Here is a 12380-nt window from a genome sequence, read left to right as displayed (position 1 = left end):
GTGAAGCGGGGTCAGCGCAGCGTCGCGACGATCGCCGCCATCTCGAACACCGTCGCCTGCGCATCGAGCGACAGGCCCAGCGCCGCACCGGCGAGATCGCGCGCGGCGACCTGCGCATCCAGCGCTGCCTTCAGCCGTGGGCCGGAACGGGTGCGCGCCTCTCGCGCGATCATCGCAGGCACGCGGTCGAGGAAGGCTTCGTAGCGCGCGGCATTGCCCTTCCCCGCGAGCGCCTTGGCCAGTGCTGCGCGGCGGGCGTTTATCGGGTCTCCGTCGCTCGCGATGCCGGTGATGGCGCTGTCGAGTCCGTCGATGTCGAGCCCGGCGTAACGGATCGCACGCCCGGGTGCGCCCTCCCCGGTCCGGATGAGCGCTGCGAGCTCATGGTCGTCGGCATCCGGCAGCGCACCGCGCAAGGCCCTCGCCATGTCGCCCTCGTCGAGCGTGGCGAAGCGCAAGACGCGGCAGCGCGAGCGGATCGTCGGCAGCAGCCGGCCCGGTGCATGACTGACAAGCAGGAAGATCGTGCCGACGGGCGGCTCCTCCAGATTTTTGAGCAGCGCGTTGGCGCCGTTACGCTCAAGATCGTCGGCCGCGTCGATGATGACGACGCGGCGCGCGCCCATCGACGGGGTCGTTGCGAACATCGGCTGCAGCGAGCGGACCTGCGCGATCGTGATGCTGCGGGCGAGGTCCTGATCCGGCTTTTCAGCGTCTTTGGGCAGACGCTGGAGAATGCGCAGGTCGGGGTGCGATCCGGCGTCGATCAGCGACCGCGTGGGGTGGCTATCCGGTACGACGAGAGCGGGTGCGGTGACGCCGGTGGCGCTCGCCTCGGCAAGCATGCGCAGGGCGGCGGTATGCGCGAAGCTCGCTTTGCCGACGCCCTGCGGGCCGACGAGCAACCAGGCGTGATGCAATGCGCCGCTGCGCAGGGCGGCGATGAAGGCTGCCTGCGCATCGGCCTGACCAAACAATTCGGTCATGGGACAGCGTGCAAGAACAAGTCGGACTTGTCCGCTGGCATCACCCGAAGAGCGAGGTCAGCCCGGCCCATGCGCGCCCGAAAAAGCCGGCTTCACCGACATCCTCGGCGGCGACGAGCGGCAGGCGCTGTTCGGGCATCTCTGGCGATTTCACGACCAGATCGGCGATATGCTGACCCGCCTTGATCGGAGCGCGGATCGGACCTTCGTAGACGACCTTTGCGCTCATCTGGGGCACCGCACCGGCAGGAAGCGTGACGGTCAACTGCTTCGGCGCGACGAGGCCGACGCTGCCGGAGCTCCCCATCTGCACCTCGGCGGTCGACACCTGCTTGCCCTGCGCCACGACCGGCTTCGCCTGCCATGCGCGAAAGCCCCAATCCATGAAGCGCACCGATTCCTCGGCGCGGCCGCCGGACGAGGTCAGGCCGGCGACGACCATGACGAGGCGGCGGTTGTTCTGCTCCGCCGATCCGGTGAAGCCGTAGCCGGCCTCTTCGGTATGGCCGGTCTTCAGCCCGTCGGCACCGGCGACGCGGCCCAGCAGCGGATCGCGATTCGCCTGCGTGATGTCGGCACCGGCGCCCAGCGTCTTGCCCCAGGTGAAGCTGCGCAGCGAGTAGAAGCGCTTGTAAAGATCCGGGAAGTCCTTGATCGTCGCGGTCGCCAGATGCGCCAGATCGCGCGCGGTGACGTAAGTGACGCCATTGTCGGGCCAGCCGTTCGATGTGCCGAAGTGGCTGTTGGTCAGCCCCAGCTTCTTTGCCTGCTGGTTCATCCGGTCGGTAAAGGTCTGTTCGGTCCCCGAAATTCCTTCCGCCAGCACGACGCAGGCGTCGTTGCCCGACAGCGTGACGATGCCCTTCAGCAGGTTTTCGACGCTCACGTTCTCACCGGTCGACAGGAACATCGTCGATCCGGCCTGCGGGCCGTGCCATCGCTGCCACGTCTCGGGCCGGACGGTGAAATTCTGGTCGAGCTTCAGTTCGCCCTTCCTGATCATGTCGAACGCGACATAGACGGTCATCATCTTCGCCATGGATGCCGGCGGCATCCGGCGATCGGCATCGCGCTGGTACAGCACCGCGCCCGAGGACAGGTCCACCATGTACGCGATCGGGGCGGTGCCCTGAAACTGCGGAGCCGCGGCAACGGAAGGCATCGCAAGCGCGACGATGGCAAGCGGAGCGGCGATCAGCGTTTTCATGACGGCGTCTTTGACTTTCCGGGACTTGGAACGGGAATGGATGACGGCATAGCGGCAGTCCGTCGCTGCGTCAGCCCTCTACGGCATCCGCGAGCAAACCGACCGACAGCGCATAGAAATTGGAGCAATTGTAATCGAGGATGACGCGGTAATTGCTGGTCAGCAGATAAGCGGTGGCGCCTGGGCCGTCAGGTTCGATCAGCGTCGCTTGCACGGTGTCGGAGGGCCATCCCCTGCCCTGTGGCACCAGCCCCATGCTCCGCCATTCCGCCATCGTCCGCCAGCGGCTGTGCCGCTCGAACACGCGCGGGCAGCGGGGCGACACGAGCCGGTTGGTCACGGCCGAACGGTTCAGGCCGGCGGGAACGCTGACCGCGATGCCCCACGGCTGACCCGGTCGCCAGCCGGCGTTGGCGAAGTAATTGCCGATCGATGCCAGCGTATCGGCCGGGCTGGTCCAGATGTCGGCGCGGCCGTCGCCGTCGCCATCGCGCGCCAGCCGGAGGTAAACCGAGGGCAAAAATTGAGGGTTACCGGTCGCCCCCGCCCAACTGCCGACCAGACGTTCGCGCGGGATGCCGCGATCGAGGATCTTGAGGCCGGCGATAAATTCACCGGCAAACAGGCTGCGACGGCGGCCCTCGTAGGCAAGACTGGCGAGGCTGCGGAGCAGATCGAAATTGCCAGTGTAGGCGCCGTAGTTGGTCTCATGCCCCCAGATAGCGACCATGATCGATTCGGGCACGCCGGTTTCCCGCTCGACCCGCGACAGACGTGCGCGCTGCGCCTGATAGGTCGCGCGTCCGCGGCCGATCCGTGCGGCGTCGACATGGCTCGCCTTGTACGGCGCGAAAGGGGGTGTCGCGGTGCTGCCGGGATTGCCGGGCTGTGCGCGATCGAGCTGAATCGTGCGTTCGCTGAGCGTCAGCGTCGGGAACACCGCGTCGATCGTCCGCTGCGTTACGCCTTCTGCCTGCGCCTGCTGACGCAGGGTCGCAAGATAGGCCTGAAAACCCGATTCGTCCTGCGCCGCGGCCGGACCGGCGGACGCCAGTGTCAGTGTCGTCGCGAGAATGCCGGCCTTCAGCCCGCGTGTCAGTCGTTGCCCCCACATGCCATCGTTGGTGCCACAGGGCGGCCGCGGCGTGAACCTCTTATCGTCGCGGGGCTTGCACGGGCAGCCGCGGTGCGACTATTCGGAGCCGACCACGGAGAGATGGCCGAGTGGTTTAAGGCAGCGGTCTTGAAAACCGCCGTAGGTGGAAGCCTACCGTGGGTTCGAATCCCACTCTCTCCGCCAAGCGGCTATCCGAGAGCGTCCGGGCTTATCCGGCAGGGTTTTAGAAACGCCTCTCAGCATATAGCTGACCGTCCAATGACGTCCGAGAACATCCTAATCCATCCGACATGTCCTGGGGGCATGATGGGGGCATCCGCGCACGGTCCGTGGGGGCATCGATGCTAACGGACGTGAAGGCGCGAAACGCGGCGCCCCGGGACAAGGACTACAAGGTCGCGGACGGAGGTGGTCTCAGCCTCTACGTGACGACCAAAGGCCACAAGTCGTGGCGCCTGAAGTACCGGTTCGGCGGCAAGGAGCGCCGACTCATCCTCGGGAGCTATCCCGACGTCAGCCTGCGGACGGCTCGCGAAATGCGCGAAGAGGCGAAGGCGGCGTTGCGGATCGGTCGAGATCCCGCGCTCGAACGCCGACGGGCCGCCCAAGTGCGCAAGACGGGACACGAGGACACCTTCGAGAAGTTCGCCCGGGAATGGCACGAGGCGCAGAAGTCGAGGTGGAGGGATGTCCACACCAGCGATGTGATCACGTCGATGGAGCGCGATCTCTTTCCGGTGATCGGCGGGTATCCGGTGAGCCAAATCGACGAAGGTCTCATGTTGGCCGCCCTCCGCCCGGTCGAGAAGCGGGGCGCGATCGAGACGGCCCATCGGCTGCGTCAGCGTGCCGAACGGATCTTCAGGTTTGCAGCCGGTGCCGGATCTCCGAACTCCAACCCGGCCGTGAACGTCAAGGACGCCCTGCTCGAGGTCCCGCCAAAGCGACGCTGGCCGGCCTTGGTGCAGGTGGAGCAGATCAAGGCGCTGATCCGAGACATCGACCGAGCGGGCGCCTCGCCCGTCAATCGGCTGTCATCCCGGTTTCTAGCCCTCACGGCGCAACGGCCGGGGATGGTCCGCAACATGAGGTGGCGCGAGATCGAAGGGGTCGACTGGTCCGATGCCTCCAGTGACGTCTCGGGGGCGCTTTGGTGCGTGCCCGCCGACAAGATGAAGCAGGAACTCGCGCTGCGGGAGGACGACGCGTTCGAGCATACCGTTCCCCTTGCGCCGCAGGCCGTGGAGGTACTGCGTGCCGTGCGCTCGATAAGCGGGCAGCTGGCACTCGTCTTTCCCGGCGGCCGAGACGCCCGACAGCCGCAGAGCGAGAACGCGCTCGGCTATCTCTACAATCGACAGGGCTGGAAGGGGCGACACGTTCCGCACGGATGGCGGTCGAGCTTCAGCACGATCATGAATGGACGAGTGGAACGTCTCTATCACGGAGCCGACCGGCTGGTCATCGATCGGCTGATCATCGACATGATGCTTGCCCATCGCCCCTCGGGAATGTCCGAGACCGAATTCCGCTACAACAGGCACGCGTACATGGACCGACGCCGGGAGATCGCCTGCGAATGGGCTGACCTCATTCTACTGGACGCGGATCCGGCTTCGACGCTGCTGGATGGTCCTCGTCGAGGAAAGGCCTAGCGAATCTCGTCCGCCGGAGGCCCCCGCCCCTCGGCGGATCATCACATCACCTCGGGCCGTTCAGCCACTCCCGGACATCGCTCTCCCGCCATGCCGCGATGCCCACCATGGAAACCGTATTAGGGAAGCGGCCCTGCCCCATCCGTGCGTAGACCGTACTGCGCGACATGCCGGTGAGATGCATGACCTCTGGCAACCGGATCAGGCGGTCCGGTCCCGAGGATGGCTCCTCCCCCTTGATCGATGCTTCAGATACCGGGATCCGCCTACTCCCGTTGCGGGGTAGATCTGCCGTCGCAGCGTCGATCATGACGTCGAAGTCAGCCGTTTCGACGAAGATCCAGTGGGTGGTTTCGGCACTCCGATCGAAGGGCTTCGAAACAGCCATCGCGCTGCTCGCGAAACGGTCGGTGAAGTCGTCGAGCTCCCACACGGAAGGCTTGAGCGAGATCGGCTCACCCCCGCCGATCGGCCGCGCGAAGGTCCGCAGGCTGCCATCAGCTACGACCCTTCCGATCAGCCGGGCCGCAAGCCTGATCTCCCTGCTCTCACGCAACGAACCATCGATCTCGTCGGACAATGCCCGTGCCACCTCCTCCGGCGAATACCCCCACATCAATGCGCAGTAATGAGCAAACGCCGTGGCGAGAAGGGTCCGACCGCTTGAGGTTGGCGGGTCCTCAGCGAGGTACGGTGACGGAAGAGCTTCAGGCGCGGACATGTCGTTCGTCTTTATAGGCTGACCGTTGCCCGATGCCTAACGTCTCCGAGGATGGCACCGGATCGATCTCCTCCTTCTTCCAAGTCCTTGCCGGGAAAGGACGCCTCGTCGGTCCGACGGTCGACTGGGAACCCGCCTAAAGCACCGGACCCGCGCCCGATCGTCCCAAGGCACTGAGGCAGTACCTCCTATAGCATCCGGCGTCTGCGAAGTGCAGCGCAAGGGCAAGCCCGCGCTCCACCAAATGAGCCTTCGCGCCCGTAGGCGCGTGAGCTTCCTGAAGCGTGGTGTGCAGGTGACCCTGCTCACGTTCAAAGCGCGAGAGCGTCGCCACGCTGATCCCGGCGGCAGCGGCGACGGTGGTCAGGGAAAGTCTCAACTCTCGCCTGCGCTGACGGGTCCGGGCGCCATAGGTCGGGAGGCCGATCGGGTTCCATTCCGGCCACGCGGGCACCAGTTCGCCAGGTTCCATGTCCATCGCGGACTGGAGTCTGAAGACGCTGTCGGCCGTCGGCGTCCGGCGACCCGTCTCAAGGCGTGCGATCGTCTCGCGGCTCAGTCCCGTCTCACGGGCCAACCGCGCCTGCGACCAGCCCATCTGCGCCCGCCGCTCCGCCACCGCCTGGCCGAAACCCACAGGAACGGCCGAGGATGGGAATCTCATGGGAGAGGAAAATGGCATGTGACTTCTTTGCAAAGCACCTTAGACCGGCACCTACAAGTCCGTAGTGGGCAACGACACGACAATTTCGCCGCCAGGGCCAGCCTCCCAATGACGCTGGTCTACCTAGGAGGGATGCGACATGTCCGATCTCTCTGAACTCGATCAACGCCTTTCGCGAAAGTCCGAGACAGGCCGAGGTATTCACTTCATGCCACAGGAAGGTGCTGTCAGTCTAATGCGAACCGCTCTCCACACGATGCACCTCGGTCTTTGAGTTGCGCGGCCTAGCTCGCAAGGATCCGCCACTCGGCCAGTGCGGATGAGCGGCGTTCCTTGTAGGTCTGTCGATCGACGAGATGGCGTTCGAGGCTGAAATGGTTGTGGACGTTGGCGTGGACGGAAGCGAACTTTTGTAGCGTCTTCATCCGGCGGAAACGTTGCATCGCACGTTCTCGTCGTCGGAACGGCAGGTGGCTGTTCTCCACCCGGTTGTTCGCCCAGCGCCCCACCTCCTGCTTGTTGGCGTTGCCCAGGTCTTTCATCGCTGCGCGGTACGAGCGAAGCCCATCGGTGGTGATCTTGTCAGGCGAGCCATGGCGCTTGAGCGCCTTCTTCATGAAGGTGAGCGCTGCGTCCTTGTCGCGCGTCTTGGTGATGTAGCTTTCAAGTATCTCGCCCTCGTGATCGACAGCACGCCACAGGTACACCATCTCGCCATTCAGCTTCACGTACACCTCGTCCATGTGCCAGCGCCAGTGGCGGAAGCCTCCCATACGGTTGACTCGCTGACGACGGATGTCGCCTGCGAACATCGGACCGAACCTGTTCCACCACATCCGCACCGTCTCGTGGCAAATGTCGATGCCGCGCTCGAACAGCAGATCCTCCACGTTCCGCAACGAAAGTGGGAAGCGAACGTACATCAGCACCACCAGTCGGATCACCTCAGGCGACGAGTTGAAGTAGCGAAAAGGGCTGGTGGGTTTACGCGGGCGAGGCATTCGCCGCACCTATGCATCCTCCCCTAACGATCGGTGCATTTGGTCTGACAGAGCCCGCGTCGATCATCATCACTCTGGACCGACGAACTATCGGCGTACGTCTAACCCACCGGTCAAAAAGCCATCTATATCTGCTTGGTTGAAAAGTGCCGCGTCACCGGGAAGAGAATGCTTCAGAACGGCTACGGCAAGACCGGCACAAGCAACGGCGTCGATATTTTGCTCCGCGCGCAACGCGTGGAGCACGCCCGCAGCAAAAGCGTCGCCACCACCGATCCGATCAACGATGCCGGCTATCTCCACCACTTCGGTTTGCGCAACCGCAAATCTCGTTTCGACCCGGGCGGAAAGGCGGTTAAGATCAACATGCTCTACATGGCGCGAGGTCGAAGCCAGCATCTGGAGCTTAGGAAATTTATCGAACGCGGCGGCAGCGGCCTCACGACGACGCGTCTCGCCACTGCTGGTGAAGGTGCGACCGAGCAGCAGTGCCACGTCCTGATGATTACCGAAAACCAGATCCGCATGGGCGACGATAGCGGAAAGGATTTCGCGCGGATCGCTATCCCACCGCTCCCAAAGCTTGCCACGCCAGTTGCCGTCGAACGAAATGGCAATGCCACGTGCGGCGGCGGCCTCGACCGCAGCTAGCGCACTTTGCGCCGGTACGGGACCCAAAGCAGGCGTGATACCGGACAGATGCAGTCGATCGACATCAACCAACAGAGCATCCCAGTCCCAAGCATCCAACGGTGCCTCGGCGAAGGCGGAGTGCGCACGGTCGTAGACGACTTCGGTCGCCCGCAGGCCGGCGCCAGAGGCAACGAAATACAGGCCCATCCTATCGCCTGCCCGCTGGATGTTGCGGGTATCGACACCGTGTCCACGCAGAGTGGTGATCGCCGCCTGGCCAAGGTCGTTGTCCGGAACGCGCGTGGCGATAGCGACATCGTGGCCCAGCCGGGCGAGTTGCGTGGAGACATTGGCTTCCGCGCCCGCGACCCAGACATCGAAGCGTGGGGTTTGCAGAAGCTGCTCCCGGCCGGGAGAAGATAGCCGGAGCATGATTTCGCCGAACGCCAGAACCTTGCCCATACACCCCTTACATCTTACTCTATTGCGCGATGGCGAGGCGGCGCTCGCCCCATCAGCCGAGTTGCGCACTCATCAAAAAACGGGCGCGACTCTCAGCGGTGCGACGTTGAAGCTCCTCAATTTCGCGCTGCTCGGTCGCGTCTAGCATCGCCCCCAACAAGCGGCTGAAATGCTGGCGCATCGCCACACGCGCCGCCTGCGGATTGTGCTGTTCCAGCGCCTCCACGATTGCGGCATGCTCCATCTGCCGCGCCGCGCCGTCGCTATGGCATACCGACGCATGGGTGCGGCGCACCTCGGGCAGTTCGGTCCGCAGCCGCCACAGGTTTTCGATAACGTGAATAATCGCCTTGTTGCCCGATGCCCCGGCGATCGTCAGGTGAAACAGGCGATCTATGGCGGTGACTTCGTCATCTGGGAGGCTGTCTTGCGCCATCTGGTCGAGCAGATCGCGGAGCGCCGCCAGATCGCCCGCCGAGATGATAGGCGCCGCCAATGCCGCGGCCTCAGATTCGAACAACGAGCGCGCTTCGGTCAGCTCGAAAGCGCTAACGTCGGGCAGACGCGACGGCGGCGCCATGTCGGCAGGGTCTGCGACATAGACGCCGGACCCGGTCTTGATCCGAATCCTGCCGGTCGCCTGCAACGCGATCTCCGCCTCGCGAATCGTCACTCGGCTGACGCCGAACCGATCGGACAGTTCGCGCTCGCCGGGCAGGCGCGAGCCGGGCGGAAACGCACCCTCTTCGATCAGCGCGACGATCTGGTCCGCTACATCCTGGAAAAGACGACGATCCGCCATTGGCCTAACAATCCCCTCGATCTGCGTGTTGATTGTCCTACCACCCGGTCGGCACGACGCACAAGCGGTGCGAGGACCAGCCTGATCAGAAACGCACGCGCGCACCGACGAAGTATTTCGATCCATAGAAGTGATACTGCCGGCTGCTGCCGTAAACCGGCATGTCGGTGATCTTCGGGTTGTTGAGCACGTTCAGCGCCTCGAACCGGAGCGAGACGTTACGATTGATGTTGTACGACGCCCGCAGATTGACGATCTCCGACGGACGGACGAACCGCAGTTGCGTGTTGCCACCGACGAAATCCTGATAATAGGCCGAACGATAGGTATAGATCGCCTCCAGAGACAGACCCTTATACTGATAGTAGAGCTGCCCCGACGCGGTATGCTTCGACGATCCGGACAGGTTCGCTGGCGGGATGATCCCTGGAGTCACGCCGCCGGTTGCGGGATCGACGACGTCTCCCAGCCGTATGTCGTAATTGCGAAAGTTCGAGTTGGCGTAATTGTAGCCAACCTTGGCGCCCAAGCCATCGAACGGTGCGGGCAACCACGAGAAGCGGTTGGATAGCGTCATCTCGAGGCCATAGATGCGGCTCTTCTCGTCGCTATTCTGTCGCGCCGTGACCGGCACCGTCACGTCCTGCCCGCCGATCGTGAACTGTTCGTTGAGCAGCACCGGCACGAAGCCGCCGCCGAAGCTCTTATAGTAGATCGTTCCGGCGACGATCGTGTCCTTGTTCGGATACCATTCCAGAGCGAGGTCACCGTTCCACGACATGATGGGCTTGAGCTGCGGAGAACCGTCGGCGACGATCTGCCCGATCGCGTCGGCGACATTGGCGAAGGCGGTGCCGTCCTCCAGCGTTATCGTCCGTCCCGCGGCAAGGTCACTCGGGGCGGGGCGTGACATGCCGCGATAGGCGGCAACGCGCGCGACGACATCGCTAGACAGTTCGAAATTGGCGTTCACGCTCGGCAGCGCGCGGAAGTAGCGGTTGCCCAGCGTCTGCGTCTCGAACGCACCAGGGGCGGCGACCAGCCGGATCGTGCCGTCGGGATTGTTGACGACGTTCAGCGCCGACCTGAGGCCCACCGACGTGAGGTCGGTCTGCACGACGCGCACGCCGAAGTTGCCGCGCACCGGCAGGTTGCCGAGATCGCTCTCGTACGACCCCATGACGTAGCCCGCCCAAACCTTCTCGGTGACGTCGGCATTGTCGACCGAGCGAGTGTCAGCCGGGGCGCCGGGATCCTCGGTGCCGAGGTATTCGCGGAATTGACACAACGTGTCGAACGTCGCCCAGCTGGTGATCGAGCGATTGGGCGCGTCCTTCAAGTAATCCGTTTGTGGAAAGGCTTGGCGGCAGGCCTGATTGACGCGCCGATCGACTGCCTGGCTGTCCTGCGTGATTTCCACCAGGCTGTTGATGTTCCGGTAGCGGCGGTGCGAGTAGCGACCGCCGGCATCGATCCTCTTCAGGAACCCGTCGAGCTCGTAGCCTGCATCGACTCGCGCGGCGAAGATCTTGTCTTCCTTGTATTCGTCGTCGCGGCGGAGGCGCGCGTCGTCGCTGAACAGCGACCAGTCGTTCGCGTTGAAGCGCGGATCGAGCGTGATGCCCACCGCATAGCTGTCGCGCGCATCGTAGGTGTAGGGAATGCGCTGGTTGTTGATCGCGGTGCGCACGTTGTTGATATCGAACGGATCGGTGCGCAGGCGCGTGTTGCGCTGGAGCGTCGAACGCTTGGTCTGCGAATAGGACACGTCGGAGCTGATCGTCAGCCGATCCGTCGCCTTCCAGCTGATCGCAGCACCACCGCCGAGGTATTCCTCGCTGCGATTGAGCACGTTGCCGATCGCATCGATCGAGCTGACCCCGGTCGCGTACAGCAGCCGATGCTGGTCGTCATACTGGAGGTTGCGCAGTGCATAACGCGTTTCAGCCAGTGTCAGGTCGTGACGATCCTCGGTGTAGTTGCGCTTCGAATATTGGAGATCGAGGTTGATATCGACGCGGCTGCTCGGCTTCCACTGTACGGAGCCGATGAACGCGTCGCGCTTGTCCTCTTCGGTGATCTGCCGGAACGTCACGGAGCCGGGGACCAGCACGAACGGCGTGCCGGCCGCACCCTGCTGGCGCGTGACCTCGGTACAATTGCCGTTGGTGACGATCGCCGGGTTGCAGGCGTAGTACGTACTGCTTCCTGCGAAGGTTTCCTCGGGGTTGTTGACCTGATTGCGCTGGAAACCGAGCGCGATGCCGACGTCCCCCAGGCTGCCGAGGTCGAACTGATCGACATAGCTGGCGGTACCGCGCCAGCCCCAGGCGCCCTGCCCGCGGATCCTGTCCTGATAGGGATTGAAGTTGGCCTTCACCTCTACCTGGATCGAACGCTTCTTGTAATCGAGCGGACGCAGGGTGCCGAGCTCGATCGTGCCCGCGACGCCGCCCTCGATCAGGCTGGCCTGCTGCGACTTGTAGATCTTGATGTCGTTGATCAGTTCGGACGGGAACTGATTGAAGTTCACGGCACGGTCGCCGGAACCGTTCGAGGCTTCGCGACCGTTGAAGGTAGTGGCTGCCAGGAACGAGCCCAGACCGCGTAGCGAGATCTCCGTCGCGCCGCCCTTCTCCTGATGACTGGTCGCACCGGTGATGGTCTGGATCGCCTCGCCGATCGATAGCGCTGGCAGATCCCCGATATCCTGCGAGGACAGGGCGTCGACGATGGCGTTCTCCTGCCGCTTCACCGCCAGCGAAGTTTCGATCGTCTGGCGGATACCCGTCACGACGATGTCGTCGTCTACGGCTGGCGTTGCCGCGGCCTGCACCGACGACGTCTGGTCGACCGGCTCGGCAGCACTGCTCTGCGGGACTTCGCTGGTCGGACCGCTGCTGGTCGGATTGTCCGGCGTGATCGGAGTCGAAGGCTGACCCGGCGCGGGCGTGGCGGGCGCAGGACGTGCCGCCGGATCGGCGGTCTGAGCCGCAGCACCCTGCGCAAGCGTGAGACACCATAAAGCGACTCCACCGGCAAGCAGGCGCAGGACGGACGGACGATGATCGATGCTGTGCAGGCTCATGGCCTTCCTCCCCTAGTTTATTATGCCGCTTTACTGTTCCGGAC

Annotated in this window: 10 protein-coding genes and 1 tRNA gene; 2 read left to right on the top strand and 9 right to left on the bottom strand. The window is 64.0% G+C overall.

Annotated features, from left to right (window positions below; translation table 11 throughout):
* Positions 1-11: 11 nt before the first annotated feature.
* The 3 genes from NF699_03080 to NF699_03070 all read right to left on the bottom strand — a co-directional run bounded on the left by NF699_03080 (position 12) and on the right by NF699_03070 (position 3307).
* The gene (locus NF699_03080) at positions 12-986 is read right to left on the bottom strand and encodes a DNA polymerase III subunit delta' (protein ID USU05699.1); all 975 of its coding nucleotides are present in this window, start codon (positions 984-986) and stop codon (positions 12-14) included.
* Positions 987-1026: 40 nt separating this feature from the next.
* A complete protein-coding gene (locus NF699_03075) occupies positions 1027-2193 on the bottom strand; it encodes a D-alanyl-D-alanine carboxypeptidase (GenBank protein ID USU05698.1) in 1167 nt (388 codons plus the stop codon).
* A gap of 70 nt (positions 2194-2263) precedes the next feature.
* Entirely contained in the window at positions 2264-3307 is a 1044-nt protein-coding gene (locus NF699_03070) for a lytic murein transglycosylase (GenBank protein USU05697.1), read from the bottom strand.
* Between the two features lie 96 nt (positions 3308-3403).
* Here NF699_03070 and NF699_03065 point away from each other — a divergent pair.
* A tRNA-Ser gene (locus NF699_03065) sits at positions 3404-3493 on the top strand.
* Positions 3494-3663: 170 nt separating this feature from the next.
* Entirely contained in the window at positions 3664-4965 is a 1302-nt protein-coding gene (locus NF699_03060; protein USU05696.1) for an integrase arm-type DNA-binding domain-containing protein, read from the top strand.
* 46 nt (positions 4966-5011) lie between these two features.
* Here the strand turns inward: NF699_03060 and NF699_03055 are convergent, their stop codons facing one another.
* From NF699_03055 to NF699_03030, 6 genes are all read right to left on the bottom strand, one after another.
* On the bottom strand, positions 5012-5545 hold the full coding sequence (locus NF699_03055; protein ID USU05695.1) for an AlpA family phage regulatory protein: 534 nt from the start codon (positions 5543-5545) through the stop codon (positions 5012-5014).
* A 277-nt stretch (positions 5546-5822) separates the two neighbouring features.
* Entirely contained in the window at positions 5823-6350 is a 528-nt protein-coding gene (locus NF699_03050; protein ID USU05694.1) for a helix-turn-helix domain-containing protein, read from the bottom strand.
* A 284-nt stretch (positions 6351-6634) separates the two neighbouring features.
* Complete coding sequence (locus NF699_03045) at positions 6635-7351, bottom strand: IS6 family transposase (protein ID USU05693.1); 717 nt, start codon at positions 7349-7351, stop codon at positions 6635-6637.
* Positions 7352-7438: 87 nt separating this feature from the next.
* Positions 7439-8446, bottom strand: a complete 1008-nt coding sequence (locus tag NF699_03040) for a sugar kinase (GenBank protein ID USU05692.1) — start codon at positions 8444-8446, stop codon at positions 7439-7441.
* Positions 8447-8498: 52 nt separating this feature from the next.
* Positions 8499-9353, bottom strand: coding sequence for a FadR family transcriptional regulator (locus NF699_03035; GenBank protein USU05691.1), 855 nt, complete (start codon positions 9351-9353; stop codon positions 8499-8501).
* Complete coding sequence (locus NF699_03030; protein USU05690.1) at positions 9334-12336, bottom strand: TonB-dependent receptor; 3003 nt, start codon at positions 12334-12336, stop codon at positions 9334-9336. The genes NF699_03035 and NF699_03030 overlap by 20 nt, the downstream gene beginning before the upstream one ends.
* Positions 12337-12380: the final 44 nt, after the last annotated feature.

The organism is Sphingomonadaceae bacterium OTU29LAMAA1, from assembly GCA_024072375.1.
Lineage (GTDB): Bacteria > Pseudomonadota > Alphaproteobacteria > Sphingomonadales > Sphingomonadaceae > Sphingomonas.
The sequence above is the reverse complement of the archived record's forward strand: the minus strand, read 5'-3'. Positions and strand labels throughout refer to the sequence as shown.

Bases quoted from the DNA above. Each gene is read 5' to 3' on its own strand.
- NF699_03080 (USU05699.1), bottom strand. From the start codon at position 986: ATGACCGAATTGTTTGGTCAGGCCGATGCGCAGGCAGCCTTCATCGCC.
- NF699_03075 (USU05698.1), bottom strand. From the start codon at position 2,193: ATGAAAACGCTGATCGCCGCTCCGCTTGCCATCGTCGCGCTTGCGATG.
- NF699_03070 (USU05697.1), bottom strand. From the start codon at position 3,307: ATGTGGGGGCAACGACTGACACGCGGGCTGAAGGCCGGCATTCTCGCG.
- NF699_03050 (USU05694.1), bottom strand. From the start codon at position 6,350: ATGAGATTCCCATCCTCGGCCGTTCCTGTGGGTTTCGGCCAGGCGGTG.
- NF699_03045 (USU05693.1), bottom strand. From the start codon at position 7,351: ATGCCTCGCCCGCGTAAACCCACCAGCCCTTTTCGCTACTTCAACTCG.
- NF699_03040 (USU05692.1), bottom strand. From the start codon at position 8,446: ATGGGCAAGGTTCTGGCGTTCGGCGAAATCATGCTCCGGCTATCTTCT.
- NF699_03030 (USU05690.1), bottom strand. From the start codon at position 12,336: ATGAGCCTGCACAGCATCGATCATCGTCCGTCCGTCCTGCGCCTGCTT.